Source organism: Pseudomonas sp. MF6747 (genome assembly GCF_963890955.1).
Taxonomy (GTDB): domain Bacteria; phylum Pseudomonadota; class Gammaproteobacteria; order Pseudomonadales; family Pseudomonadaceae; genus Aquipseudomonas.
Genome location: NZ_CAWPSZ010000012.1, coordinates 231,390 through 257,087, shown reverse-complemented (window position 1 = coordinate 257,087; position 25,698 = coordinate 231,390). Strand labels below are relative to the sequence as shown.

The 25,698-nt window shown below is 61.0% G+C and carries 24 protein-coding genes; 20 read left to right on the top strand and 4 right to left on the bottom strand.

Annotated features, from left to right (window positions below; translation table 11 throughout):
- Positions 1 to 544: 544 nt before the first annotated feature.
- Both AACW30_RS13900 and AACW30_RS13895 read left to right on the top strand, forming a co-directional pair.
- Complete coding sequence (locus AACW30_RS13900) at positions 545 to 1,270, top strand: response regulator (RefSeq protein ID WP_106576138.1); 726 nt, start codon at positions 545 to 547, stop codon at positions 1,268 to 1,270.
- Entirely contained in the window at positions 1,267 to 2,877 is a 1,611-nt protein-coding gene (locus tag AACW30_RS13895) for an ATP-binding protein (protein WP_200622877.1), read from the top strand. Before AACW30_RS13900 ends, AACW30_RS13895 begins: the two co-directional genes overlap by 4 nt.
- Positions 2,878 to 2,961: 84 nt before the next feature.
- Here the strand turns inward: AACW30_RS13895 and AACW30_RS13890 are convergent, their stop codons facing one another.
- The gene (locus tag AACW30_RS13890) at positions 2,962 to 3,678 is read right to left on the bottom strand and encodes a 4'-phosphopantetheinyl transferase family protein (protein WP_200622876.1); all 717 of its coding nucleotides are present in this window, start codon (positions 3,676 to 3,678) and stop codon (positions 2,962 to 2,964) included.
- A gap of 138 nt (positions 3,679 to 3,816) precedes the next feature.
- On the opposite strand from AACW30_RS13890, the gene AACW30_RS13885 reads away from it, so the two are divergent.
- Genes AACW30_RS13885 through AACW30_RS13875 form a run of 3 tightly spaced genes read left to right on the top strand, consistent with a single transcriptional unit; the run spans position 3,817 to position 6,164 of the window.
- On the top strand, positions 3,817 to 4,125 hold the full coding sequence (locus tag AACW30_RS13885) for a hypothetical protein (RefSeq protein WP_200622870.1): 309 nt from the start codon (positions 3,817 to 3,819) through the stop codon (positions 4,123 to 4,125).
- A gap of 18 nt (positions 4,126 to 4,143) precedes the next feature.
- Entirely contained in the window at positions 4,144 to 4,821 is a 678-nt protein-coding gene (locus AACW30_RS13880) for a response regulator (RefSeq protein WP_017138377.1), read from the top strand.
- Positions 4,818 to 6,164, top strand: coding sequence for an ATP-binding protein (locus AACW30_RS13875; protein ID WP_106576142.1), 1,347 nt, complete (start codon positions 4,818 to 4,820; stop codon positions 6,162 to 6,164). The genes AACW30_RS13880 and AACW30_RS13875 overlap by 4 nt, the downstream gene beginning before the upstream one ends.
- A gap of 130 nt (positions 6,165 to 6,294) precedes the next feature.
- Here the strand turns inward: AACW30_RS13875 and AACW30_RS13870 are convergent, their stop codons facing one another.
- Positions 6,295 to 7,293: an AraC family transcriptional regulator gene (locus AACW30_RS13870; protein ID WP_200622869.1), complete on the bottom strand. Its 999-nt coding sequence runs from the start codon at positions 7,291 to 7,293 to the stop codon at positions 6,295 to 6,297.
- Positions 7,294 to 7,632: 339 nt separating this feature from the next.
- Here AACW30_RS13870 and AACW30_RS13865 point away from each other — a divergent pair, with 339 nt between their 5' ends.
- From AACW30_RS13865 to AACW30_RS13855, 3 genes are all read left to right on the top strand, one after another.
- On the top strand, positions 7,633 to 8,964 hold the full coding sequence (locus tag AACW30_RS13865; RefSeq protein ID WP_106576144.1) for a dicarboxylate/amino acid:cation symporter: 1,332 nt from the start codon (positions 7,633 to 7,635) through the stop codon (positions 8,962 to 8,964).
- A gap of 258 nt (positions 8,965 to 9,222) precedes the next feature.
- Positions 9,223 to 10,209, top strand: coding sequence for an XdhC family protein (locus tag AACW30_RS13860; RefSeq protein WP_200622868.1), 987 nt, complete (start codon positions 9,223 to 9,225; stop codon positions 10,207 to 10,209).
- Entirely contained in the window at positions 10,206 to 10,796 is a 591-nt protein-coding gene (locus AACW30_RS13855; protein ID WP_106576146.1) for a nucleotidyltransferase family protein, read from the top strand. Before AACW30_RS13860 ends, AACW30_RS13855 begins: the two co-directional genes overlap by 4 nt.
- A 121-nt stretch (positions 10,797 to 10,917) precedes the next feature.
- On the opposite strand, the gene rne is transcribed toward AACW30_RS13855, so the two are convergent.
- Positions 10,918 to 14,130, bottom strand: a complete 3,213-nt coding sequence (gene rne / locus AACW30_RS13850; RefSeq protein ID WP_442793481.1) for a ribonuclease E — start codon at positions 14,128 to 14,130, stop codon at positions 10,918 to 10,920.
- Between the two features lie 759 nt (positions 14,131 to 14,889).
- Between rne and rluC the strand changes: the two genes are divergently transcribed.
- From rluC to AACW30_RS13835, 3 genes are read left to right on the top strand one after another with little or no spacing between them, the layout of a single operon-like run.
- The gene (rluC, locus tag AACW30_RS13845) at positions 14,890 to 15,849 is read left to right on the top strand and encodes a 23S rRNA pseudouridine(955/2504/2580) synthase RluC (RefSeq protein ID WP_058427510.1); all 960 of its coding nucleotides are present in this window, start codon (positions 14,890 to 14,892) and stop codon (positions 15,847 to 15,849) included.
- Positions 15,836 to 16,498 (top strand): HAD-IA family hydrolase, encoded by a 663-nt coding sequence (locus AACW30_RS13840; protein ID WP_200622864.1) that lies wholly within the window; start codon positions 15,836 to 15,838, stop codon positions 16,496 to 16,498. The genes rluC and AACW30_RS13840 overlap by 14 nt, the downstream gene beginning before the upstream one ends.
- 21 nt (positions 16,499 to 16,519) lie before the next feature.
- The gene (locus AACW30_RS13835; RefSeq protein ID WP_200622862.1) at positions 16,520 to 17,503 is read left to right on the top strand and encodes a S49 family peptidase; all 984 of its coding nucleotides are present in this window, start codon (positions 16,520 to 16,522) and stop codon (positions 17,501 to 17,503) included.
- Positions 17,504 to 17,633: 130 nt separating this feature from the next.
- On the opposite strand, the gene AACW30_RS13830 is transcribed toward AACW30_RS13835, so the two are convergent.
- Complete coding sequence (locus AACW30_RS13830; protein ID WP_200622860.1) at positions 17,634 to 18,212, bottom strand: Maf family protein; 579 nt, start codon at positions 18,210 to 18,212, stop codon at positions 17,634 to 17,636.
- Positions 18,213 to 18,317: 105 nt separating this feature from the next.
- Between AACW30_RS13830 and AACW30_RS13825 the strand changes: the two genes are divergently transcribed.
- From AACW30_RS13825 to mltG, 9 genes are all read left to right on the top strand, one after another.
- Entirely contained in the window at positions 18,318 to 18,848 is a 531-nt protein-coding gene (locus AACW30_RS13825) for a YceD family protein (protein ID WP_032886799.1), read from the top strand.
- 13 nt (positions 18,849 to 18,861) lie between these two features.
- Complete coding sequence (gene rpmF / locus AACW30_RS13820) at positions 18,862 to 19,044, top strand: 50S ribosomal protein L32 (protein ID WP_008152339.1); 183 nt, start codon at positions 18,862 to 18,864, stop codon at positions 19,042 to 19,044.
- Between the two features lie 4 nt (positions 19,045 to 19,048).
- Complete coding sequence (plsX, locus tag AACW30_RS13815) at positions 19,049 to 20,059, top strand: phosphate acyltransferase PlsX (RefSeq protein ID WP_200622858.1); 1,011 nt, start codon at positions 19,049 to 19,051, stop codon at positions 20,057 to 20,059.
- 144 nt (positions 20,060 to 20,203) lie between these two features.
- Entirely contained in the window at positions 20,204 to 21,142 is a 939-nt protein-coding gene (fabD, locus tag AACW30_RS13810; RefSeq protein WP_179609588.1) for an ACP S-malonyltransferase, read from the top strand.
- 32 nt (positions 21,143 to 21,174) lie between these two features.
- Positions 21,175 to 21,918 carry a 3-oxoacyl-ACP reductase FabG gene (fabG, locus tag AACW30_RS13805; protein ID WP_106576155.1) on the top strand — a complete coding sequence of 248 codons (744 nt, stop codon included), beginning with the start codon at positions 21,175 to 21,177 and terminating at the stop codon, positions 21,916 to 21,918.
- A 192-nt stretch (positions 21,919 to 22,110) separates the two neighbouring features.
- Positions 22,111 to 22,347, top strand: coding sequence for an acyl carrier protein (gene acpP / locus AACW30_RS13800; protein WP_016973676.1), 237 nt, complete (start codon positions 22,111 to 22,113; stop codon positions 22,345 to 22,347).
- Between the two features lie 144 nt (positions 22,348 to 22,491).
- The gene (gene fabF, locus AACW30_RS13795) at positions 22,492 to 23,736 is read left to right on the top strand and encodes a beta-ketoacyl-ACP synthase II (RefSeq protein ID WP_106576156.1); all 1,245 of its coding nucleotides are present in this window, start codon (positions 22,492 to 22,494) and stop codon (positions 23,734 to 23,736) included.
- Complete coding sequence (pabC, locus tag AACW30_RS13790) at positions 23,736 to 24,551, top strand: aminodeoxychorismate lyase (protein WP_106576157.1); 816 nt, start codon at positions 23,736 to 23,738, stop codon at positions 24,549 to 24,551. The genes fabF and pabC overlap by 1 nt, the downstream gene beginning before the upstream one ends.
- Position 24,552: 1 nt before the next feature.
- Positions 24,553 to 25,698, top strand: coding sequence for an endolytic transglycosylase MltG (gene mltG / locus AACW30_RS13785; protein WP_119741995.1), 1,146 nt, complete (start codon positions 24,553 to 24,555; stop codon positions 25,696 to 25,698).

The following is a 25,698-nucleotide window of genomic DNA, read 5'->3' as shown; positions in this document are numbered from 1 at the left end:
CTTCGCCGTATTCCTGGTGGGTGACAGTTGCTCGCTTCAAGCACTGCAACACCCGTACCGCTTTCTGCCCTGGAGGCTGGAAAACGGCTGCCATCCGCGTGCGCGGTTTGGGCTTTTAAAAAATGCGTTGGTTCCAACCAAACGGGAGCAAGAAAGCGCTTGAGTTTCTTGTCTGATCTGTGTTTGGTTTTTTCGCTTAAAACCCTACATGTAGGGTTTTTTTAGCGCCGAGGTACAAGATAATGCGTTTTGGGGGGCTTAGCAACGCACTACCTGTGGATAACGCTGTGGGTAAAATGTGTATGAAACGTAGAACGCCCGTGTAGGCCGCAGTACTACTGGATCGCGCCGTTTGTCACCGAATATTCCAAGGTAAAAACAGCCGATTGGAATTTTGAGGGCGCGAACCCTACCACAAAAAAACGTGATCACCGAATGGATTTCCCGGCTTGTGCCAGAGGGCTGGCGCATGGCTACAATCGGCCTTCAATAGAGGCAGTAGTGTGTGCCCCGTAGATGACAATAATTAGAACCGAGGTAGCGCATGGAGCAAGAAGCCTGGCAGATATTGATCGTCGAGGACGACGAGCGATTGGCCGAGTTGACCCGTGATTATTTGGAGAGCAACGGCCTGCGGGTGGCGGTGGAAAGCGACGGCGCCCTGGCGGCGGCACGCATCATTGCCGAACAGCCCGACCTGGTGATCCTCGACCTGATGCTGCCCGGCGAAGATGGCCTGAGCATCTGCCGCAGCGTGCGCGAGCGCTATGACGGTGTGATCCTGATGCTCACTGCACGCACCGATGACATGGACCAGGTGCAGGGCCTGGACATGGGCGCCGATGATTACGTGTGCAAACCCGTGCGCCCGCGGCTGTTGCTGGCGCGTATCCAGGCCCTGCTGCGGCGCAGTGAGCCGGCCTTGCCGATTGCCGTGGAAAACCAGCGTCGCCTGCAATTTGGCCCTTTGGTGGTGGACAACGCCCTGCGCGAAGCCTGGCTGCACGAAGGCGGTATCGAATTGACCAGTGCCGAATTCGACCTGTTATGGCTACTGGTGGCGAATGCCGGGCGCATCCTGTCGCGCGAAGAAATCTTCATCGCCCTGCGCGGCATCGGCTATGACGGCCAGGACCGCTCCATCGATGTGCGCATCTCACGCATTCGCCCCAAAATCGGCGACGACCCAATCCATCCGCGCCTGATCAAGACCATCCGCAGCAAAGGCTACCTGTTCGTCCCCGAAGCCGCTGCCGATATGCCGCTGTGAACTCGATCTTCCTGCGCATCTATGGCGGCATGTGCGCGGCGCTGATCCTGGTCGCGCTGCTGGGCGTACTGGCCCTGCACCTGCTCAATGAAGTGCGCAGCGGTCAATACCGTGAACGCTTGGCCCACGGCACCTTCGCGTTGATGGGCGACAACCTGCAGCCCATGAGCGCCATCGAACGCCAGCGCGCCCTGGCGGTGTGGGAGCGTTTGCTGGGCATTCCCCTGGAGTTGCGCACACTCACCGACGCGCAACTGGACCTGAGCCAACGCAACCGCCTGCAACGCGGCCAGGTGCTGGTCGAGCAGACCGGGCCGCATGCCGCGCGGGTGCTGCGCCTGGTCAGCGAGCAGGAACAGCTGGTACTCACCGGCGAAGTGCAACAGATCAGCGAGCAACTGGCCCGCGCGACGATTTACCTGTTGGCGGACGAACTGGTGCGCTTCCCGGTCGCCGAGCAACCGCAAAAGCTGGCCGACATCAAGCAAGCCAAAGGTTTTGGTTTTGACATGCACCTGATGACCCTGGATCAAGCGGACATGGACGACGATCAGCGTCGCCGGGTGTCGGAAGGCGACACGGTGATGGCCTTGGGCAAGGGCGGCGATTCGATCCGCGTGTTTGCCGGCATGGTCGGGACGCCATGGGTACTGGAAATCGGCCCGCTGTACCAAATGAACCCTTACCCGCCGCAGTGGCTGATCCTGATCGCCTTGATCAGCCTGACCCTGATCGGCTTGATCGTGTATTTATTGGTGCGCCAGCTCGAGCGGCGGCTCAAGGGGCTGGAAGCGGCGGCTACACGTATCGCTAAAGGCAATCTGGAGGTCCGCGTGCCGGCACGCGGCGCCGACTCGGTGGGGCGGCTGGCGGCGGCCTTTAATGGCATGGCCGAGCACTTGCAGCAGTTACTGGCGATTCAGCGTGAGCTGGTGCGGGCGGTGTCCCACGAATTGCGCACTCCGGTGGCACGCCTGCGCTTTGGCCTGGAGATGATCGGCGCCGCCGCCAGCCCCGAGGCGCGGCGCAAATACATGGATGGCATGGACAGCGACATTCAAGACCTGGATGGCCTGGTTGACGAAATGCTCACCTACGCGCGCCTGGAGCAGGGCGCGCCGGAGCTGAATTTCCAGCGGGTCGACCTCAGCGCGTTGCTCGATCAGGTGATCGGCGAATTGTCGCCACTGCGCCCTCAGGTCAACGTGGCCCGCGGTATTTGCTTGTCGTCGGCGCATTGGGACGATGCCTGGGTCGATGCCGAGCCGCGCTACCTGCACCGCGCCGTGCAAAACCTGGTCAGCAATGCGATGCGCCACGCCCAGGGCCAGGTGTTGATCAGCTACCAGGTCGGCCAGGTGCGGTGCCGCATCGATGTGGAAGACGACGGCCCCGGTGTGCCGGAAAGCGCCTGGGAGCGCATTTTCACGCCGTTTCTGCGCCTGGACGACAGCCGCACCCGCGCCTCGGGCGGGCACGGCCTGGGGTTGTCGATTGTGCGGCGGATCATCTATTGGCACGGCGGGCGGGCGTTGATCAGCAAGAGCAACAACCTGGGCGGGGCGTGTTTCAGTTTGAGCTGGCCACGGGATCAGGAGAAGGCTTGAGATCGCTATCGCAGGCAAGCCAGCTCCCACAGGGCGAATGCATGCAAAAAAAGTGGGAGCTGGTTTGCCTGCGATGGCGGTAGATCAGGCCCGGATGGCCACCAGGCTCAACAACTGCTCCCCGTCCACCCCAAACTGCCCCTCCAACTCTGTGCCATGGCACCACTCAGCCGAAAGGTCGGTTAGCAGCTTTAGTCGCACCTGCCCGGTCTCGGACCACTCCACCACCTCGGCATGTTCGAAGTAAAAGCGCTTCTGCACGATCGGGTAGAGCGCCTTGAACAGGCTTTCCTTGGCCGAAAACGTCAGCGTCACCAACAAGGCGACCTGCTCGCGCGGCACGCTTGCCATGCGCTGCATTTCTTCAGCCGTCAGAATCTCCCCGGCCAGGCGTTCGGCCCGGTCCAGGGCCAGCACATTCTCCAGATCCATCCCCAGCCCACGCCATTGCGCCTTGTGCCCGACAATCGCCGCAGCGTGCCCGGTGCTGTGGGTGATTGAGCCGCTGATGTGTTCAGGCCACACCGGCGCACGGTCTTCGCCGATGGGCGGCACGCAATCAAGGTGATCGAGTTGTTGCAGTGCCGCGCGGGCGCACAGGCGGCCGGCGAGAAACTCCGCCTGGCGCTTGGCCACCGAGCGCTGGATGCTGGCCGGAGGCGGCACCGCGCAACGCTGGAAATCGCCGGCAGCTAATAAGGCCGGATCGAAACGGGTGCTCAGAAACACCGTGCCCGGCAACGGAGCGGGCAGCGGCCAATGGGCATCAAGTGGGGTGCAGCAAGCGGGTAGGGGCGTCATGCGCGGTATTTTGCGTCAGTTGGCGCGCCAGTGGATAGCCCGTCACGGTTCAGGCGCGGTTCAGAGCCCGTTCAGGGGGAGTTCAGGGGCGCCTGCGTAGTCTGGGCTCAACAGCCAAAACGCGTAGAGGTAAGCACCATGACTGCGATCAAAAAGCTGATGTTGGCGTTAACCATGCTCAGTGCCACTGCCGGCGTCCAGGCGTCGGACAGTGCATTTGCGGCATTTGGTGGCGAGAAAACCAAAAAGTCCAGCAACCTGATCCATCGTGTCAGCTTCGAAGACGCGGGCACCCAGGCCGCGCCGTGGGGCCAGTCCCTGGGCCTGAGCGCCGCGCAACCTGCCTACCGCACCGGTTACGAACACCTGACGGGCCAATACAATGGCATTAAACTGCGCCCGCAAGACTTGCAGGGCCGCTATGATATCCCCCTGTCGGACAGTTGAATTGCCTTGGAGAGCCTTATGAAATTGCTGGTCGTGGAAGATGAGGCGCTGTTGCGTCATCACCTGTTCACCCGCCTGACCGACAGCGGGCACGTGGTCGAGGCCGTGGCCAATGCCGAGGAAGCCCTGTACCAGACCGGGCAATTCAACCATGACCTGGCCATCATCGACCTGGGCCTGCCCGGCATGGGCGGCCTGGACCTGATCCGCCAACTGCGCAGCCAGGCCAAGACCTTCCCGATCCTGATCCTCACCGCCCGCGGCAACTGGCAGGACAAGGTCGAAGGCTTGGCGGCCGGCGCTGACGACTATGTGGTCAAGCCGTTCCAGTTCGAAGAACTGGAGGCGCGGATGAACGCTTTGCTGCGCCGCTCCAGCGGGTTCACCCAGTCGACCATTGTTGCCGGGCCCTTGCTGCTGGACCTCAATCGCAAGCAAGCATCCCTGGATGAGCAGCCGCTGGCGCTGACCGCCTATGAGTATCGGATTCTCGAATACTTGATGCGCCACCATCAGCAAGTCGTCGCCAAGGACCGCTTGATGGAGCAGCTTTATCCCGATGACGACGAGCGTGATCCAAACGTGATCGAAGTGCTGGTCGGCCGCCTGCGCCGCAAGCTGGAAGGGCCGGCGGGGTTCAAGCCGATCGACACCGTGCGGGGCCTGGGTTACCTGTTTAATGAGCGCTGCCGTTGATACGCTCGTTACGTGTGCGCTTGATGCTGGCGGCCACCACCCTGGCCGTGTTGTTTATGCTGGGCTTATTGCCCGCCATGCAAGGGGCGTTCAGCCTGGCGCTGCAGGATTCCATCGAGCAGCGCCTGGCGTCGGACGTCACCACCCTGATTTCCGCCGCGCGCGTCGAAAACAACCGCCTGCTGATGCCGGCGCAGTTGCCGGACGAACGTTTCAACCTCACCGATAGCCGTCTGCTTGGCTATATCTACGACCGTGAAGGCCATCTGGTATGGCGCTCACGCGCTACTCAGGAAGAAAATATCAACTACAAGCCGCGCTACGACGGGCGCGGTAACGAGTTCGCGCGCATTCGCGAAGCCAATGGTCAGGAATTTTTCGTGTATGACGTCGAGGTCAAGCTGCTGGGCGGCAAGAGCGCGGCGTTCAGTATCGTGGCCCTGCAGCCGGTGCGCGAATACCAGCTGACCCTTGAAGGCCTGCGGGAAAACCTTTATTTGGGGTTCGGCGCGGCCTTGCTGGTGTTGCTGACGTTGCTGTGGCTGGGCCTGACGTGGGGCCTGCAGGCGCTGCGGCGCCTGAGCCAGGAACTTGACCAGATCGAAGGCGGCACCCGCGAAAGCCTTTCCGAGGAGCATCCCCGTGAATTGCTGCGTCTGACGGGCTCTCTCAACCGGTTGCTGCACAGCGAGCGTGAACAACGGGCGCGCTACCGCGATTCCCTCGACGACTTGGCCCATAGCCTGAAAACGCCGCTGGCCGTGTTGCAGGGTGTGAGTGAGGACATGGCCCAGCGCCCGGAAGATCGCGGCCAGGCCTGGGTATTGCAATCGCAGATCGAACGGATGAGCCAGCAGATCGGCTACCAGCTGCAGCGTGCCAGCCTGCGTAAAAGCGGCCTGGTGCGCCACCAGGTGCGCCTTGAGCCGGTATTGCAAAGCCTGTGCGACACGCTGGACAAGGTCTATCGCGATAAACGCGTGACGGTGACCTTTGAGTTGCCCGCCGAATGCGATGTGCCGATCGAGAAGGGCGCGTTGCTCGAAATGCTCGGCAACTTGCTGGAAAACGCCTATCGCCTGTGCCTGAGCGAAGTGCGCATCAGCCTGACAGAAAGCCTCGAAGGCACCGAGCTGTGCATTGAAGATGACGGGCCTGGCGTGCCACCTGATCAGCGTGCGCGAATCCTGCAAAGGGGCGAGCGGCTGGACCGCCAGCATCCGGGGCAGGGCATCGGTCTGGCGGTGGTCAAGGACATTATCGAAAGCTACAGCGCGCGATTGACCTTGGGCGACTCACCATTGGGCGGCGCGGCGTTCAAGATTCACTTTCCGGCCTTGTGATCTCTGTTGACTCCACTGGCCTCTTCGCGAGCAAGCCCGCTCCCACATTTAACCGCGTTTATCCTGTAGGAATGCGGTCGAATGTGGGAGCGGGCTTGCTCGCGAAGGGGCCGGCAATGGCACCACACCGCTAACTCTCCTGCGCCCGATACGCCCCAGGCGTCAAGCCCGTCCACTTCTTGAACGCCCGATGAAACGCCGAAGGCTCAGAAAACCCCAGCTGCTCGGCAATCTCCTGCAAAGACAAATCGGCCCGTCCCAAGTGATAGATGGCAATGTCCCGGCGCAATTCATCCTTGAGCGCCTGAAAGCTGGTGCCTTCCTCACGTAAATGCCTGCGCAGGGTTTGAGGGCTGATGTGCAGGTGCTGCGCGACCGCTTCGAGGTCCGGCCAGGGCGTGCGGTCACGGCTCAACAAGCGGCGCAGCTGGCTGCTCAGGCTGTCGCCTTCATCCGGCCGCGACAGCAGGTCGGCGGGGGAGCGCTCAAGAAAATGCTTGAGGGTGCGTTCGTCCTGCAGCAGCGGCAAGCTCAGGTAGCGGCTGGGAAACACCAGGCTGCTGTGTGGCGCGCCGAATGCCTGAGGGCAGGGAAAGAGCAGGTCGTATTCGCCGGCATGGGCCGGCATCGGGTAACTGAACGTTGCCTGTTGCAAGCGGATACGCTGGCCGATCAACCAACTGCCCAGGCGATGCCAGATCACCAGCAGGCACTCACTGAGGAAGTGATCCGGGTCCCACAACTGCGAATCGTCCAGGCTCAGCCGAGCCATGTCGCCTTCTCTCGTCAGCTGCCAGCGCGGACCCTGTGGGAATAGGCTATAAAATAATAAGCCGCGTTCCAGAGCCTTCTCCAGGGTGCGGCAGTGGATCAGCGCGTGGCACATCATGGCGAAGGTGCCGCGCTTGCTCGGACCTTCGGCGAACCCCAGGTATTCGTCGTCCAGCGCCAGCCACAACATCTGCAACAGCCGGGTAAATTGCTCGGGGGCGATGCGGGCGCGGGGTTCGGTCAACAGCTCTGGGGTGATGCCCACCTGCAGCAGCAGGCCCGAGTAGTCGTAGCCCGCCCGGCGCGCACCACCGAGGGCGGCTCGGGCGTAGTGGCTGGCGATGGTACGTTCACGCATGTGAGGGCCTCGTCCATGGAGTGGCGGATGTTAGCCATCACCGGGAGGGGCGACAAGGCGGATATCCGCCAAATTGTAGGACGAGACCGGGTGGCCTGGCGGAATTCCGCCACATCTCCCAAGGTGTGCAAGGCCGTCGTCGTGCCCCCAGCCCTGATGTCTAAAGGCCTTCAGCGTTTTTAAGCGATGTGGCACGGCGTTTGCGATACAGAGAACAGCGCAGGCCGGTTTCAACGGACCTCGCAAACAACAAATCCCTCCAGTGCAGGAGGGTTCGCAATTCAAGTGTCGTGGGCAATGGCGGATATTTGCCACACGGTGCGATTGAGGAACTTTGCAATGACGACTCGTCAGCCACTGTACAAATCCCTGTATTTCCAGGTGATCGTTGCAATCGTTATCGGTATTTTGCTCGGTCACTTCTACCCGCAGACCGGCGTGGCGCTCAAGCCACTGGGTGACGGCTTCATCAAGCTGATCAAAATGGTCATCGCCCCGATCATCTTCTGCACCGTTGTCAGCGGCATCGCTGGCATGCAAAGCATGAAATCGGTTGGCAAAACCGGTGGCTACGCGCTGCTGTACTTCGAAGTTGTTTCCACCATCGCCCTGTTGATCGGTCTGGTCGTGGTTAACGTCGTGCAGCCGGGCGCCGGCATGCACATCGACGTGGCTACCCTGGACGCCTCCAAAGTCGCGGCCTACGTGACTGCCGGTGCAGACCAGAGCGTGGTTGGCTTCATCCTTAACGTGATCCCGAACACCATCGTTGGCGCTTTCGCCAACGGCGATATCCTGCAAGTGCTGATGTTCTCGGTGATCTTCGGTTTCGCCCTGCACCGCCTGGGTGCCTACGGCAAGCCGGTGCTGGACTTCATCGATCGCTTCGCGCACGTGATGTTCAACATCATCAACATGATCATGAAGCTCGCGCCACTGGGTGCCCTGGGCGCCATGGCGTTCACCATCGGTGCCTATGGTGTAGGCTCGCTGGTTCAGCTGGGTCAGCTGATGATCTGCTTCTACATCACCTGCGTCCTGTTTGTGGTCGTGGTGCTGGGCGCCATCTGCCGCGCACACGGTTTCAGCGTGTTGAAGCTGGTTCGCTACATCCGTGAAGAGCTGTTGATCGTACTGGGGACTTCCTCCTCGGAATCGGCACTGCCACGCATGCTGATCAAGATGGAGCGTCTGGGCGCGAAGAAATCCGTAGTAGGCCTGGTGATTCCGACCGGCTACTCCTTCAACCTCGATGGTACCTCGATCTACCTGACCATGGCGGCCGTGTTCATCGCTCAGGCGACCGACACCCACATGGACATCACCCACCAGATCACCTTGCTGCTGGTGCTGCTGCTGTCCTCCAAAGGCGCTGCAGGCGTGACCGGTTCGGGCTTCATCGTGCTGGCGGCCACCCTGTCGGCTGTTGGCCATCTGCCGGTTGCCGGCCTGGCGCTGATCCTGGGTATCGACCGCTTCATGTCCGAAGCCCGCGCACTGACCAACCTGGTCGGTAACGCCGTTGCCACCATCGTTGTGGCCAAGTGGGTCAAGGAACTGGACACCGACAAGCTGCACAGCGAGCTGGCGTCCGGCGGCACTGGCATCTCCGACACCCGTCCGGAAGATGACCTGGGCGTGGCTGAAGGTCCTGCTCCTGCGGTCAAGTAACATGCCGAAGGCGTGAATCGCGTCAGACGCTCTGCAAACGCCCCGACTTGATCGGGGCGTTTGCGTTTCTGCGGGGTCACTTTTCGGTTCTTTTGATTTACAGTCAGCAATCACTTCATCAAACCGCGATGAGGCTGGTATCTACCGGCGTTTGTTGGCCCTGGCCGGACTATGCTGATGAAACTCGCGCCGGGGTGTCCGCTCTAAAACCCATTAGCCAGCCGCATGTTTGCGCTGCAATCGCTTGCAGGAGTTTCGATGGACAGTGTGGATCTGAATGTCTTGCGCAGCGTGCTCGATTGGCGCCGCGCTGGGCACCGAGTGGTGCTTTACAGCGTGGTCCAGACCTGGGGCAGTGCGCCGCGCCCGCCAGGGGCGATGTTGGCCTTGCGAGGCGACGGTGTCGTGATTGGGTCGGTGTCCGGTGGCTGCATCGAAGATGACTTGATCGCGCGCCTGCAGGACGGTCGCTTGCCGGACGATGGGCCGCCGGTGCAACTGGTGACCTACGGCGTCACCCGGGATGAGGCTGCGCGTTTTGGCTTGCCTTGCGGCGGGACATTACGCCTGACCGAAGAGCGCGTGGACAGCTGGGCTTGGGTCGCCGAATTGCTGGCGCGGTGTGAGGCGCATGAAATCGTTGCGCGCGAGTTGGACCTGGCCACTGGCGAGGTGAACTTGAGCGGTGCGAGCAAGACCGATGCCGTGACCTTCGATGGCGAACGCCTGCGTGCGATCTATGGCCCCCGTTGGCGTTTGTTGCTGATCGGTGCGGGCCAGTTGTCACGCTACGTGGCTGAGATGGCACGGTTGCTGGATTTCGAAGTGCTGATCTGCGACCCTCGTGAAGAATTCGTCTATGGCTGGGAAGAGCAGCACGGCCGCTTTGTGCCGGGCATGCCGGATGAAGCGGTGCTCAATATCCAGACCGATGAACGCACTGCCATCGTTTGTCTGACCCACGATCCACGCCTGGATGACATGGCGCTGCTGACGGCGCTCAATTCTACGGCGTTCTACATTGGCGCCCTTGGTTCACGGGTCAACAGCCAGAAGCGCCGAGAGAACCTGGCGGCGCTGGGCCTCTCGACGCAAGCCATTGCCCGCTTGCATGGGCCGATCGGTTTGCACATCGGCAGTCATACACCGTCGGAAATTGCGTTGTCGTTGATGGCCGAAATCGTTGCGATCAAGAACGGCGTGGCGACACTGCAGAAAAAGCCGTTGCCGGTGGCGGCCCCATGACTGTTGTCGCGATTGTGCTGGCGGCAGGGCAGGGCAGTCGTTTCCGCGCTGAGGCGGGGCCAGATAAAGACAAGTTGCTGGCCGATTGCGTGGGCCGCGATGGTGTGACGCGGCCGGTGATCGAGCAGGTGCTTGTGAACTTGCCTGCGCGTGTTGTAAAGCGCTGGGTGGTGACTTCGCCGGACCGGTTGGAGGTGATTCGCCTGGCACAGGCTTACGGCTGTGAAGTCCTGTTGCTGCATTCCGCCGGCATGGGCGACAGCCTTGCTGCGGTGGTTGCGGCCAGTGGCGCGGCAGACGGCTGGTTGGTGGTATTGGGCGACATGCCGTTTATTCAAGCATCGAGCATTGAGCAGGTGCTGGACGCGCTGCAGGAGGAGGGTATCAGCGTGCCGGTGCATGCGGGAACGTGCGGCCATCCTGTGGCGTTTGGTCGTGCGTTCGGGCCAGGCCTGATGGCGTTGACTGGGGATCGTGGCGCCAAGCCTCTGTTCGCTCAGGCGAAGGTGGCGCAGGTTCACGTCAATGATCCGGGTGTGCTTTGGGATGTGGACCTGCCACAGAGGCTGAATTTCAACGCCGACTGAATGTGGGAGCGGGCTTGCTCGCGAATGCTGGATGTCAGTCAATCTGCGCAGGTCTCAAATCATCGCCCATAAAAAAGCCCCGCCTGATCACTCAGGCGGGGCTTTTTAGTGGCTGATGGAATCAGACGAGAGGTTTAGGCTCGTGTTCTGCTTCCAACGCCTTTGGGGCGTGCTCCGCGGCAGCCGGGGCTGGCGCCTCGACTACTTCAGCAGCAGCCGGTGCGGCAGCGGCTGCAGCGGCGGCGGCCTCAGCTTCCTTGCGGCGGCGACGCACTTCACGTGGGTCGTTCGGCGCGCGGCCATTTTCGGTCAGTGCGCTGGCAGGGGCTGCTTCAACCACCGGGGCGGCAACTTCGGCAACCACTGGCGCTTCAACCACTGGCGCAGGCTCGGCAACCACAACCGGAGCGGCTTCAACCACTTCGGCAACCGGTGCTGGCGCTTCTTCTGCCACAGGGGCAGGGGTTGGCGCTTCAACCGGAGTGGCTGGCTCGGCAGTCCACTGGAAGGCGGTCTGTTCTTCGCGAACTTCACGCACTGCCGGGGCGGCCTCTTCGACAGCCGGCGCTTCAACCACGGCTTCAACCGCTGGCTGAGGCTCAACTACCGGTGCAGGCTCGACCGCGGTGACATCCACTGCTGGTTGAGCTTCGCGAACCGGTGCAACTTCCACTTCCGGCACCACTGGGGCTTCGATCGGGGTCGTTGCTTCGACGACTGGAGCTTCAACTACCGGCGTTTGAACTGCCGGGGCCTCAACCACTGGCGCTTCAACCGCTGGCGTTTCAGCGACTGGCGCTTCTACAACAGAGGTGTCTTCGACGGCGGCAGTAGCGCGTTCAGCTTGCTCGTGAGCCTGGGCTTCAGCAGGTGCGCTGATGACCGAGGTGGCCACGGCGGCTGTCACAGCCAGGCCGGCAGCCAGTTCGGCGCCAGTCGGCTCGGCGGTGGCGGCTTCTGCGTTTTCGCCAGACTCTTCCGAGCCTTCGATGACATTGCCGTTGGCGTCACGTTGACGCTCGCGACGGTTGCTGCGACGACGCTGGCCACGGGAGCGGCGACGTGGACGATCACCTTCGGCGTTGTCCTGGCCGTCTTCCTGCAGTTGCTCTTCGCTCGTCAGCACTTCTTCTTCGCTGGCGGCAGCGGCTTGCTCGGCGCGTGGTTGACGCTCTTCACGCGGTGGGCGCGGCTGGCGCTCTTCACGTGGGGCACGTTCTTCACGCGGCTGGCGAGCCGGGCGTTCTTCGCTGGCCGCTTCGGCAGCCACGGCTGGAGCTGCGTCCAGTGGCTCGCGCAGTTCACGCACACGTTCTTCACGCTCGCCACGCGGCTTGCGGTCTTCACGAGGGGCGCGTGGGGTACGTGGTGCGCGCTCTTCACGCGGTGCACGTTCTTCACGGGCTACGGCTGGGGTTTCTTCGCGGGCTTCGCGAGGTGCACGCTCTTCACGTGGCGCGCGTTCTTCACGCGGAGCACGTTCCTCGCGAGGCTTGCGCTCTTCATCACGGCGACCGTTGCGGTTACGGCTTTGCTGGCGACCGTTGCGACGTTCTTCGTTACGGGCCGGGCGCTCGGTGGCAGGTTTTTCAACCACTACCGGAGCAACTGGCTCTTCCTTGGTGGCGAACAGGCTGACCAGCGACTTCACCAGGCCTTTGAACAGGCTTGGCTCAGGCAGGGCGGCTGGCGCGGCAACCGGGGCGGCTACTTCGGCAGGTACCGGTGCGTTGGCACGGGCCGGTGCGGTCTTCACGGCAGCTTCCTGGCGAACCAGGGTGCGGGTTGCGGCAGCTGGCTGGACTTCTTCCACTTCAGCCGCGGCAGCAGCGATTTCGTAGCTGGACTGGCCGCTGTGTGCTTCCGGGCTGTCATCACGCAGGCGCTGCACTTCGAAGTGCGGCGTTTCGAGGTGATCGTTCGGCAGGATGACGATACGGGCACGGGTACGCAGTTCGATCTTGGTGATCGAGTTGCGTTTTTCGTTGAGCAGGAAAGCTGCAACCGGGATCGGCACTTGCGCGCGGACTTCGGCGGTGCGGTCTTTCAGGGCTTCTTCTTCGATCAGGCGCAGGATCGCCAGGGACAGCGATTCAACGTCACGGATGATGCCGGTGCCGTTGCAACGCGGGCAGACGATGCCGCTGCTTTCGCCCAGGGATGGGCGCAGGCGCTGACGGGACATTTCCAGCAGGCCGAAGCGCGAGATGCGGCCGACCTGTACGCGGGCACGGTCAGCTTCCAGGCATTCGCGGACTTTTTCTTCCACGGCGCGCTGGTTCTTGGCCGGGGTCATGTCGATGAAGTCGATCACGATCAGGCCGCCGATGTCACGCAGGCGCAGTTGGCGGGCGATTTCTTCAGCCGCTTCCAGGTTGGTCTGCAGAGCGGTTTCTTCGATGTCGCTGCCTTTGGTCGCACGCGCCGAGTTGATGTCGATGGACACCAGGGCTTCGGTCGGGTCGATCACAATGGAGCCACCGGAAGGCAGTTCGACTACGCGCTGGAAGGCGGTCTCGATCTGGCTTTCGATCTGGAAGCGGTTGAACAGCGGAACGCTGTCTTCGTACAGCTTGATCTTGCTGGCGTACTGCGGCATTACCTGGCGGATGAAGGTCAGGGCTTCGTCCTGGGCTTCAACGCTGTCGATCAGCACTTCGCCGATGTCCTGGCGCAGGTAATCGCGGATGGCGCGGATGATCACGTTGCTTTCCTGGTAGATCAGGAACGGCGCGGAACGATCCAGGGACGCTTCTTTAATAGCGGTCCACAGTTGCAGCAGGTAGTCGAGGTCCCACTGCATTTCTTCGCTGCTGCGGCCAAGGCCGGCAGTGCGCACGATCAGGCCCATGTCGGCTGGTGCAATCAAGCCGTTCAGCGCTTCACGCAGTTCGTTGCGCTCTTCGCCTTCGATGCGACGGGAAATACCGCCGGCACGTGGGTTGTTTGGCATCAGCACCAGGTAACGGCCGGCCAGGCTGATGAAAGTGGTCAGGGCGGCGCCCTTGTTGCCACGTTCTTCTTTTTCGACCTGAACGATGACTTCCTGGCCTTCGCTCAGGACGTCCTTGATGTTCACGCGGCCTTCTGGGGCTTTCTTGAAGTATTCGCGGGAGATTTCTTTGAGGGGCAGGAAGCCGTGGCGCTCGGAGCCGAAATCGACAAAGGCAGCCTCAAGGCTTGGTTCGATGCGAGTAATACGGCCTTTATAGATGTTGGCCTTCTTTTGCTCGCGTGCACCGGATTCGATGTCCAGGTCGTAGAGGCGTTGGCCATCTACCAGTGCAACACGCAACTCTTCGGGTTGAGTTGCGTTAATCAGCATTCTTTTCATGTTGTACCGTCGGTTTCCGGGCTGCCGGAAACGGCGTTCGGCACACACGACTTCTCACGGTCGGTGTCAGGTGCGTCAAGAGTGGTTGGCCACTCCAGTGTCCAGCAATAACGAGCCAATTGGGCCGGTATCGCGACGGACGCGTCCTGCTTGTTAGCGGTGGTGACAAAGGCACCACTTCAACAAAAGCTAAGGTCAGGAGGAGGAATCAACCGGCGGTTGTGGACGAGATGAAGCGTCTAAATATAAGCCTAGTGCTACACGGTCCGACGGTTGTGCATCTCCACCCTACACGTATCCCTGATAATTCGGGTGCTGCCGCGCGCAGAATCCGCAGCGGGTTGGCATTTACCGTGTTCTCCAATGGGGAGTCCACGCTCATGGCTAAACAAGACTAGGTGTGGGCGACTGCGCTCTCACTCAGCTCTTAACAGGCGTTGTTTCCGAAGCTTTCGCCATGGTCTGGCTCAAGACTGACTGCACTTTGTGAACTGGCCGTAAATATCGGCGCAGAACGCGAGTATTCACTCTGCTTTCTGCACTCGCTTCAGGCCTCATGTCACCTGCGCTTGTTACAATCTCGAGCCTTCCAAGGTGGCAAAAGCCCCGTAGGACGGCCTCGCGTCCTGATGAATTGCGATGGTCAGGGCCGGCAGTTTGCCGCAAGTCCTCTGTCCAGGCCGCTTTTGGCGGCGTTCGCGACTATAGCAGCAATGATTAAGTGCTTCAATTCCATAAAAAATTGTTATCATCGCCGCCATGACGACTACCGCCCCCCAGACCCCCAGCGTCCAGCTGCTCGAGGTCTCGCCGGAATATGCCGGCCAACGCATCGACAATTTTCTCCTGGCCAGGCTCAAAGGCGTGCCCAAGACCTTGATTTACCGCATCTTGCGTAAAGGCGAAGTGCGCGTGAACAAGGGCCGCATCAAGCCGGAGTACAAGCTGCAGGCGGGCGACATCGTCCGTGTGCCGCCGGTTCGCGTGCCTGAGCGTGACGAGCCCGTGCCGCTGGCCCAGGGCCTGCTGCAGCGCCTTGAGGCTTCAATTGTCTTCGAAGACAGCAAGCTGATCGTGATCAACAAACCGTGCGGCATTGCGGTGCACGGCGGCAGCGGCCTGAATTTCGGCGTGATCGAAGCGTTCCGTCAGTTGCGCCCGGATGCCAAGGAACTGGAGTTGGTCCACCGCCTGGACCGCGACACCTCTGGTCTGCTGATGATCGCCAAAAAACGCAGCATGTTGCGCCACCTTCATACCGCTCTGCGTGGCGATGGTGTCGACAAGCGCTATATGGCGCTGGTGCGTGGCAACTGGGCGAGCTCGATCAAAAGCGTTCGTGCGCCGCTGCAGAAGAGCAACCTGCGCTCCGGCGAGCGTATGGTCGAAGTGGACGAGGAGGGCAAAGAAGCCCTGACCCTGTTCAAAGTGCTGCGCCGTTTCGGTGACTTCGCCACCATGGTCGAGGCCAAGCCGGTGACCGGGCGTACTCACCAGATTCGTGTGCATACCCTGCACGCAGGCCACTGCATCGCCGGCGACACCAAGTACGGCGACGAGGATTTCTCCAAGGAAATTCGCGATCTGGGCGGCAAGCGCCTGTTTCTTCACGCCTACATGCTGACAGTTCCGCTGCCTGACGGCGGTGAGCTGAAGCTGCAGGCGCCGGTCGACGAAATGTGGGCCAAGACCGTGGAGCGTTTGAGTGTCGCACCTTGATTACAAGCTGCTGATCTTTGACTGGGACGGCACCCTGTGCGATTCCATTGGGCGGATCGTGGAATCAATGCACGCAGCTTCAACCCGCTCGGGCTTTGAGTTGTGCACCGATCTCGCGGTCAAAGGCATCATCGGCCTGGGCTTGCCTGAAGCCATCCGTACCTTGTACCCGCAGATCAGTGACGCTGAGCTGGTGACGTTTCGCGACCACTACGCCGACCACTACATCGCGCTGGAGGCCACGCCTTCGCCGCTGTTCGACGGTGTGGTGCAATCGCTTGAGGCCTTTCGTGCCCAGGGTTATCACTTGGCAGTCGCCACCGGCAAAGCCCGTCGCGGGTTGGATCGGGTCCTTAAGGCGCACAATTTCGAAAATTATTTCGACATCACCCGGGCGGCGGATGAAACCGCCAGCAAGCCTCATCCTCTGATGCTTGAGCAGATCCTTGCCCATTGCGGTGTGTCGCCGCGCCAGGCGTTGATGGTGGGCGACGCCTCCTTCGACCTGATGATGGCGCGCAATGCGGGCATGGACAGTGTGGCGGTCAGCTACGGCGCTCAGTCTGCCGAGACCTTGCAGCAGTACGAGCCGAGGCTGACGATTGATCATTTTTCCGAACTGCAGGCCTGGCTCAGCCGGGCCCAATAAGTCTTTGCTGGGGTTAATGGCATGAGTGACGAGTGGAAGGCGCCGGAAAAGGCGGATAGCAGTGATGATAAAAGCTGGAAGCTGCTGGAGAAGACTCTCCTGGCCAGCGTTCAGGAGCAGCGCCGTGCGCGGCGTTGGGGGATTTTCTTCAAGCTGCTGACCTTTATCTGGCTGCTCGCGATGCTGGTGCTGTTCAGTCCACTGATGGACATGGAAAAAAGCGCTACCCGCGGCAGCAATTACACCGCCTTGATCGAAGTGCGTGGCGTGATCGCCGACAAAGAGTCCGCCAGCGCCGACAACATTGTCAGCAGCCTGCGCGCGGCGTTTGAAGACCCGAAGGTCAAGGGCGTGATCCTGCGCATCAACAGCCCAGGTGGCAGCCCGGTGCAGTCGGGTTATGTGTATGACGAAATTCGCCGTCTGCGCGGCCTGCACCCGGATATCAAGTTGTATGCGGTGATTTCCGACCTGGGCGCCTCGGGCGCCTATTACATCGCCAGCGCCGCTGACCAGATCTACGCCGACAAGGCCAGCCTGGTCGGCTCCATTGGCGTGACGGCGGCCGGTTACGGCTTCGTCGGCACCATGGAGAAGCTGGGGGTTGAGCGTCGCACTTACACCTCGGGTGAGCACAAAGCGTTCCTCGACCCGTTCCAGCCGCAAAAAGCCGATGAGACTCAGTTCTGGCAGGGCGTGCTCGATACCACTCACCGTCAGTTCATTGCCAGCGTGAAGCAGGGGCGTGGCGATCGACTGAAGGACAAAGACCATCCGGAGCTGTTCTCCGGGCTGGTGTGGTCGGGTGAGCAGGCGTTGCCGCTGGGCTTGATCGATGGGCTGGGCAGTGCCAGTTCGGTGGCGCGGGATGTGATTGGCGAGAAGGAATTGGTGGATTTCACCGTTGAGGAATCGCCGTTTGATCGCTTTTCCAAGAAACTGGGTGCCAGCGTGGCCGAGAAGCTGGTGATGTACATGGGCTTCCAGGGCCCGACGCTGCGCTGATACCTCGAAAGCGACAGGGTTCAACATGTGGGAGCTGGCTTGCCCGCGATAGCGTCACCTCGGTGCGACTGATGTTCCGAGGTGTCTGCATCGCAGGCAAGCCCGCTCCCACATTGGTTTTGTGCTGGGCTTAGGGGGTCTGCACGCCTTCAGCCAGCAGCATATCCACCAGGCGAATCAGTGGCAGGCCGATCAGGCTGGTTGCATCCGGCCCTTCGGTGCTTTGGAACAAGCTCACGCCCAGCCCTTCGGCCTTGAAGCTGCCGGCGCAGTCATAAGGTTGCTCGATCCGAAGGTAGCGCTCGATGCGTTCAGCGCTCAGTTCGCGCATGTGCACCGTAAACGGTACGCAGTCGACCTGGCAGTGCCCGGTCTGGCTGTTCAGCAGCGCCAACCCGGTAAGGAAGCTGACACGCTTGCCGCTCGCTGCCAGCAGTTGTGCGCGCGCGTTCTCGAAGGTATGGGGCTTGCCGATGATGCGGCCTTCCAGAGCAGCGACCTGATCGGAGCCAATGATCAAATGCCCCGGATGGCTGCCGGCGAGGGCGCGAGCTTTCTGTTCGGCCAGGCGCTTGACCAGCTCGATGGCGGATTCATTTTCACGGTGGCTTTCGTCGATATCAGGCGAGCTGCAGATGAACGGCAGGTGCAGGCGGCTCAGCAATTCCCGGCGATAAACCGAGCTGGATGCAAGTAATAAAGGCAGCATAGGCGTCTCCTCAGAGCAGCCGGGGATTCTAGCGGGGTGACCGGCTGACGCACAGGGCTGAATTTCCTTTGACATGGCTGGGTGCATCCCTATAATGCTGCGCCTATGTTGAATGACCCGATTCCACCTCACGTTGACCCGCGCAAATTGGCAGATCGTGGCACTTCCCTTCAAGGTGAATTGCTGCTGGCCGATTTGGAGAGACTCTGCGACCCGCTTTCCGACACTGTCGGTACGGTGCAGGCCAAATTTGTTTTTGAACGAGATGAACGTAAGTCTGTGGTAATCCACAGTTTTATCGACACCGAAGTCAAAATGGTTTGCCAGCGTTGTCTTGAGCTGGTCACCCTGCCGATTCACAGCGAATGCAGTTACGCTGTGGTGAAGGAGGGTGCGAATACCCAGTCGTTGCCGAAAGGTTATGACGTGCTGGAACTGGGCGAAGATCCTTTGGATCTGCATGCACTGATCGAGGAGGAGCTTTTGCTCGCCTTGCCCATTGTGCCTGCTCATCATCCGGAAGAATGCCAGCAGCCGGAGGGTCTCGATGACGAGGCCGAGCCGAGCGAGGACGAGGTAACGCGGTCCAACCCGTTCAGTGTATTGGCGCAGTTAAAGCGTGACCCAAACGTTTAGGAGTTAATCAATTATGGCTGTTCAGCAGAACAAAAAATCCCGCTCTGCCCGTGACATGCGTCGTTCGCACGATGCCCTGACGGCAAGCACTCTGTCTGTAGAAAAAACCACCGGTGAAATTCACCTGCGTCACCACGTATCGCCAGAAGGCGTATACCGTGGTCGTAAAGTGATCGACAAGGGCGCTGACGAGTAATCACTTGTCTGCTCAAGTCATCGCGATTGACGCAATGGGCGGGGACTTCGGTCCCCGCAGCATTGTTCAGGCTTGCATTGCCAGCCTGTCTGCTACGCCCTCGCTGCACCTGACCCTCGTCGGTCAACCCTCCCTTCTTGAAGAATTGATTGCCAGCCATCCGGCAGTGGATCGCGCGCGCCTGACGATTACGCCAGCCAGCGAAACCATCAGCATGGATGACAAGCCGGCGGCAGCCCTGCGTGGCAAGCCCGACTCTTCGATGCGGGTGGCCCTTGAGCTGTTGCGTGATGCCAAGGTGCAAGCCTGTGTCAGTGCCGGCAATACCGGAGCCTTGATGGCGTTGTCGCGGCATGTGCTCAAGACACTGCCCGGGATCGATCGCCCGGCGATGGTCGCGGCCATCCCTACGCAAGAAGGCTACTGCCAGTTGCTGGACCTGGGCGCGAACGTCGATTGCAGTGCCGAGCACCTGTTCCAGTTCGCGGTGATGGGCTCGGTGGCCGCTGAGGCGTTGGGCGTGACCCGGCCGCGGGTGGCGTTGCTGAATATCGGCACTGAAGACATCAAGGGCAATCAGCAGGTCAAGCTCGCCGCCACCTTGCTGCAAAATGCGCGAGGGGTGAACTACATCGGCTTCGTCGAAGGTGACGGTGTGTACCGTGGCGAAGCCGACGTGGTGGTATGCGACGGGTTTGTCGGCAATATCCTGCTCAAGTCCAGCGAAGGCCTGGCAACCATGATCGCTACGCGTATCGAGGCCTTGTTCAAGCAGAACCTGGCCTCGCGCATGGTCGGCGCCCTGGCGTTGCCGTTGATGCGCCGCTTGCAGGCCGATCTGGCACCGGCGCGGCACAACGGTGCGAGCTTTCTGGGGTTGCAGGGCATTGTGGTGAAAAGCCATGGCTCGGCGGGGGTGCAAGGTTTTCAAAGTGCGATTGCGCGGGCGCTGATCGAGATCCAGGAAAACCTGCCGCAACGCTTGCACGGCCGTCTTGAGGACTTGTTGCCTTAGGCGAATCGGCCCGGGAATGCTTAAATGTGACCGGCCAGTTCAATTGACCATCCAATCTGTCAGTTTCGTGCGCTCCCACCCGGGGATTCATCTCAAAATCGGGAGCGTTCATTTTTGACGACCAGATCATTAGGGGCTTGTTACATGTCTACATCCCTCGCATTCGTCTTTCCAGGGCAGGGTTCGCAGTCCCTCGGCATGTTGGCCGAGCTGGGCGCGCAACATCCGTTGATCCTGGACACTTTCAAGGAAGCTTCCGACGCCCTGGGTTACGACCTGTGGGCGCTGACCCAGCAAGGGCCGGAAGAACAACTCAATCAAACCGATAAAACCCAGCCGGCCATCCTCACCGCGTCGATCGCGCTGTGGCGCCTGTGGCTGGCTGAAGGCGGCGCGCGCCCGGCCTACGTGGCCGGTCACAGCCTGGGCGAATACAGCGCCCTGGTGGCGGCGGGCAGCCTGACCCTGGGCGAAGCGGTCAAGTTGGTCGAGCGTCGTGGTCAACTGATGCAAGAAGCCGTTCCGGCCGGACAGGGCGGCATGGCCGCTATCCTGGGTCTGGACGACGCCGTGGTGATCCAAGCCTGTGCCGAAGCGGCCCAGGGCGAGGTCGTCAGCGCAGTGAACTTCAATTCCCCTGGCCAGGTGGTGATCGCCGGTGCCAAGGCTGCCGTTGAACGTGCCATCGAGGGTTGCAAGGCCCGAGGCGCCAAGCGCGCCTTGCCATTGCCGGTCAGCGTGCCGTCCCACTGTGAGCTGATGCGCCCGGCTGCCGAGCGGTTTGCCGAGTCCATCGCCGCCATCAACTGGCAGGCGCCGCAGATTCCGCTGGTGCAGAACGTCAGTGCGGCCGTTGCCGCCGACCTCGAGACCCTCAAGCGCGACCTGCTGGAGCAACTCTACAAGCCTGTGCGCTGGGTTGAGTCGGTTCAGACCCTGGCGGCCAAGGGTGCCACCGAGCTTGTCGAGTGCGGCCCGGGCAAAGTCCTGGCTGGCCTGAACAAGCGCTGCGCCGAGGGCGTCTCGACTGCCAACCTCAATACCCCGGATGCCTTCGCTGCCGCCCGCGCGGCACTGGCCTGAATCCCTGATCCCCGAACTTAGGAGAAGCTTGCATGAGTCTGCAAGGTAAAGTTGCACTGGTTACCGGCGCGAGCCGTGGCATTGGCCAGGCGATCGCCCTGGAACTGGGCCGTCAGGGCGCCGTAGTCATCGGCACCGCGACATCCGCCTCGGGTGCCGAGCGTATCGCCGCCACCTTGAAGGAAAACGGCGTTCAGGGCACTGGCCTTGAGCTGAACGTGACCAACGATGAGTCGGTTGCCGCTGTGCTGGCTCAAATCACTGCACAATTTGGCGCACCGGCTATTCTGGTGAACAACGCCGGTATCACCCGCGACAACCTGATGATGCGCATGAAAGACGACGAGTGGTACGACGTGGTCGATACCAACTTGAACAGTCTGTTTCGCCTGTCCAAGGGTGTTTTGCGTGGCATGACCAAGGCGCGTTGGGGCCGAATTATCAATATTGGCTCCGTAGTGGGTGCCATGGGCAACGCAGGCCAAGTAAACTACGCGGCGGCCAAAGCCGGTCTGGAAGGTTTCAGCCGTGCATTGGCGCGTGAAGTCGGTTCGCGGTCGATTACGGTCAACTCGGTGGCCCCTGGGTTCATCGACACCGATATGACCCGCGAACTGCCGGAAGCACAGCGTGAAGCGTTGCTGACGCAGATTCCGCTGGGCCGTCTGGGCCAGGCTCAAGAGATCGCAAATGTGGTCACTTTCCTGGCATCCGACGGTGCGGCATACGTGACTGGGGCTACAATCCCGGTGAACGGCGGGATGTACATGAGTTAAATTGTGACGGATCGCTTCAAAAAAATGTCATACGAGCTGTCTAAAATCCGTTATAAAGCTGCAACTTAATTTATAGGCTGGTGGCCGACCGGGTACAGGGTGAAGCTTTCAGTTGAAAAGCTGAAATGGCTTTCTATACACTTACCCACTGGCCAGCTGCCTGAATTTGTCCATTAGGAGTGAAAACAAGGTATGAGCACCATCGAAGAGCGCGTCAAGAAAATCGTTGCCGAGCAACTGGGCGTTAAAGAAGAAGAAGTGACCAACTCCGCTTCCTTCGTTGAAGACCTGGGTGCCGACTCCCTTGACACCGTTGAGCTGGTGATGGCTCTGGAAGAGGAATTCGAGACCGAAATCCCGGACGAAGAAGCTGAAAAAATCACTACTGTTCAAGCTGCTATCGACTACGTTACTGCCCACCAGGCGTAATAGTTTGTAGTCGTCGCTTGCTGTTAGGGAAAAACCGCACTGCTGTAACGGCGTGCGGTTTTTTCTTTAGCTCTGATGAAACTTCAGCGCTGATAAAATGCGTGCTGAAGCGAAGTGTCGCCATCAAGAAAAAAGGAGAGTGCTGTGTCGCGTAGACGCGTCGTAGTCACCGGTATGGGTATGTTGTCGCCACTGGGTACGGATGTGCCAAGCAGTTGGCAGGGCATTCTGGCTGGCCACAGTGGTATCGGTCTGATCGAGCACACGGACCTTTCTGCCTATTCCACCCGTTTTGGCGGCTCGGTAAAGGGCTTCAATGTCGAGGAATATCTCTCGATCAAAGAGTCCCGCAAACTCGACCTGTTCATTCAGTACGGCCTGGCAGCCGGTTTTCAGGCGGTGCGTAATGCCGGCCTGGAAGTCACCGACGCCAACCGTGACCGCATCGGCGTGGCCATGGGTTCGGGTATTGGCGGTTTGACCAATATCGAAGAAACCAGCCGCACGCTGCACGATTCCGGCCCCCGTCGAATTTCACCATTCTTCGTACCGGGCTCGATCATCAATATGATTTCCGGTTTCCTGTCCATCCACTTGGGTGCGCAGGGGCCTAATTACGCCATTGCTACGGCGTGCACCACGGGCACTCACTGCATCGGCATGGCGGCGCGCAACATCGCCTATGACGAGGCAGACGTGATGATCGCCGGTGGCGCCGAGATGGCCGCCTGCGGGCTGGGCATGGGCGGCTTCGGCGCGTCCCGTGCGCTCTCCACGCGCAATGACGAACCGACCCGTGCCAGCCGTCCGTGGGACAAGGGCCGTGACGGTTTTGTACTGTCTGACGGCGCCGGTGCCCTGGTACTGGAAGAGTTGGAGCACGCCAAAGCGCGTGGCGCCACCATCTACGCCGAGCTGATCGGCTTTGGCATGAGCGGCGATGCGTATCACATGACGTCGCCACCGTCTGACGGTGCCGGCGCTGCGCGTTGCATCACCAACGCGTTGCGCGACGCGAAGGTGAATCCCGACCAGGTGCAGTACATCAATGCCCACGGCACCTCGACCCCGGCCGGCGACCTGGCGGAAGCCGAAGCCATCAAGTCGGTGTTTGGCGAGCACGCCTACAAGCTGGCGGTCAGCTCCACCAAGTCCATGACCGGCCACCTGTTGGGTGCGGCGGGCGCGGTCGAGGCGATCTTCAGCGTGATGGCCATCAAGGATCAGGTCGCTCCGCCGACCATCAACCTTGATGAGCCGGACGAAGGCTGCGACCTGAACTTCGTGCCTCACGAAGCCCAGCCGATGCCAATTGACGTGGTGATCTCCAACTCCTTCGGGTTTGGTGGCACCAACGGCTCCCTGGTGTTCCGCCGGTTCGCCGAGTGATGCACAGCTGGGTCGACGGTCAGCCAGCGGACAGCGTGCCCCTGAAAGATCGCGGCCTGGCGTACGGTGATGGGCTGTTTGAAACCATCGCCGTCAAGGCCGGGCAGCCCGTGCTGCTCGACCGCCACCTGCAACGCCTTGAGGAGGGTTGCCGGCGCCTTGCGTTGATCACGGATCACGCACTGATCCGCAATGAAGTCTTGGCTTACGCCGCCGCCCTTGGCGACGCAGTGCTCAAGTTGATCCTCACCCGCGGCGACAGCCAGCGCGGTTATGGGATCAACCCCGGCGCCCCGGTGCGCCGTATCTTGCAGGGCAATCCGCCCGCTACCTATCCCCACGCTCACGCAACCGACGGCATCCGCCTGTTTGCGTGCGCTACCCGTTTGGCCGAGCAGCCGTTGCTTGCCGGGCTCAAGCACCTTAATCGTCTGGAACAAGTGATCGCCCGCGCCGAGTGGCAGGATGCCGAGCATGCCGAAGGTTTAATGCTGGATATGTCTGGTCGCGTTATCGAGGGCGTGTTCAGCAACCTGTTCGTGGTGCGCAATGGCGTGTTACTGACCGCTGATCTGAATCGTTGTGGCGTTGCCGGGGTCATGCGCGCCGAGATTCTGGCCCAGGCGCACGCACTGGGTATCCCGCTGGCCGTGGCCGACATCAGCCTTGAGCAGTTACAGCAGGCCGATGAAGTCTTCGTGTGCAACAGCGTTTATGGCATTTGGCCGGTGCGCAGTTGCGCTGCGATGAGCTGGTCGGTTGGGCCGCTCACCCGTAAACTGCAGGGCATTGTTCGCGCGCTATTGGATATTTGAGTTGATACGAAAACTGGTTTTACTGCTGCAGATCGGCCTGGTCTCGGCAGGCTTGCTGCTGGGCTTCTCGGCCTGGAAGCTCGATTCTGCCTTGAAGCAGCCCCTGAATCTGACCCAGGAACAATTGCTCGATGTGCCTGCCGGGTCGACCCCGACGGGCACCTTCAATCGCCTCGAAGCCGAGGGCGTGCTGGATGATGCTTTTTGGTTGCGCCTGTACTGGCGCTTCAACCTCGACGGCCAGCCACTGCACAGCGGCGAATACCGCATGACTCCAGGCCTCACCGCCGAAGGCTTGATCGGCCTGTGGCAGCGCGGCGAAGTGGTGCAATACAGCCTGACACTGGTCGAAGGCTGGAACTTCCGTCAGGTGCGGTCGGCCCTGGCCAAGCATGAAAAGATCGTGCAGACCCTGTCGGGCCTGAGTGACAGTGAAGTGATGGACAAGCTGGGTCACCCCGGCGTGTTCCCCGAGGGGCGGTTCTTTCCTGACACTTACCGCTTCGTGCGCGGCATGACCGACGTCGAGTTCCTCAAAAAAGCCTACAACCGCCTGGATGATGTACTGGCCCAGGAGTGGAGCAAACGCGCCGCCGATGCGCCCTACACCGACCCTTACCAAGCGCTGATCATGGCTTCGCTGGTCGAGAAGGAGACCGGCGTGCCGGAAGAGCGCGGGCAAATCGCCGGCGTGTTCGTGCGGCGCATGAAGATCGGCATGCTGCTGCAAACCGACCCGACAGTGATTTACGGCCTGGGCGAGCGCTACAACGGCAAGTTGACCCGTGCGCATCTCAAGGAAGCCAACCCTTACAACACCTACCTGATTGCCGGCCTGCCGCCGACGCCGATCGCGATGGTCGGCCGCGAGGCGATTCATGCTGCGTTGAACCCGGTGCCGGGCAGCAGCCTGTATTTTGTCGCCCGTGGCGATGGCAGCCATATTTTCTCCGATGACCTGGATGCGCATAATGCCGCCGTGCGCGAGTTTCAGCTCAAGCGCCGTGCCGATTACCGTTCCAGCCCTGCGCCGGCGGTGAAACCGCTGGAAGACGCGGCGCCACCTGCCGATACGCCGATTGAAGCGCCGGTTGAAAAGCCTGTCGAGGCTGCGCCGGATACCGCCACGCCGCAAAGCCCGCAATGA

Bases quoted from the DNA above. Each gene is read 5' to 3' on its own strand.
- AACW30_RS13900 (WP_106576138.1), top strand. From the start codon at position 545: ATGGAGCAAGAAGCCTGGCAGATATTGATCGTCGAGGACGACGAGCGA.
- AACW30_RS13890 (WP_200622876.1), bottom strand. From the start codon at position 3,678: ATGACGCCCCTACCCGCTTGCTGCACCCCACTTGATGCCCATTGGCCG.
- AACW30_RS13885 (WP_200622870.1), top strand. From the start codon at position 3,817: ATGACTGCGATCAAAAAGCTGATGTTGGCGTTAACCATGCTCAGTGCC.
- AACW30_RS13880 (WP_017138377.1), top strand. From the start codon at position 4,144: ATGAAATTGCTGGTCGTGGAAGATGAGGCGCTGTTGCGTCATCACCTG.
- AACW30_RS13870 (WP_200622869.1), bottom strand. From the start codon at position 7,293: ATGCGTGAACGTACCATCGCCAGCCACTACGCCCGAGCCGCCCTCGGT.
- AACW30_RS13865 (WP_106576144.1), top strand. From the start codon at position 7,633: ATGACGACTCGTCAGCCACTGTACAAATCCCTGTATTTCCAGGTGATC.
- AACW30_RS13860 (WP_200622868.1), top strand. From the start codon at position 9,223: ATGGACAGTGTGGATCTGAATGTCTTGCGCAGCGTGCTCGATTGGCGC.
- AACW30_RS13855 (WP_106576146.1), top strand. From the start codon at position 10,206: ATGACTGTTGTCGCGATTGTGCTGGCGGCAGGGCAGGGCAGTCGTTTC.
- rne (WP_442793481.1), bottom strand. From the start codon at position 14,130: ATGAAAAGAATGCTGATTAACGCAACTCAACCCGAAGAGTTGCGTGTT.
- rluC (WP_058427510.1), top strand. From the start codon at position 14,890: ATGACGACTACCGCCCCCCAGACCCCCAGCGTCCAGCTGCTCGAGGTC.
- AACW30_RS13835 (WP_200622862.1), top strand. From the start codon at position 16,520: ATGAGTGACGAGTGGAAGGCGCCGGAAAAGGCGGATAGCAGTGATGAT.
- AACW30_RS13830 (WP_200622860.1), bottom strand. From the start codon at position 18,212: ATGCTGCCTTTATTACTTGCATCCAGCTCGGTTTATCGCCGGGAATTG.
- AACW30_RS13825 (WP_032886799.1), top strand. From the start codon at position 18,318: ATGTTGAATGACCCGATTCCACCTCACGTTGACCCGCGCAAATTGGCA.
- rpmF (WP_008152339.1), top strand. From the start codon at position 18,862: ATGGCTGTTCAGCAGAACAAAAAATCCCGCTCTGCCCGTGACATGCGT.
- fabD (WP_179609588.1), top strand. From the start codon at position 20,204: ATGTCTACATCCCTCGCATTCGTCTTTCCAGGGCAGGGTTCGCAGTCC.
- fabG (WP_106576155.1), top strand. From the start codon at position 21,175: ATGAGTCTGCAAGGTAAAGTTGCACTGGTTACCGGCGCGAGCCGTGGC.
- acpP (WP_016973676.1), top strand. From the start codon at position 22,111: ATGAGCACCATCGAAGAGCGCGTCAAGAAAATCGTTGCCGAGCAACTG.
- pabC (WP_106576157.1), top strand. From the start codon at position 23,736: ATGCACAGCTGGGTCGACGGTCAGCCAGCGGACAGCGTGCCCCTGAAA.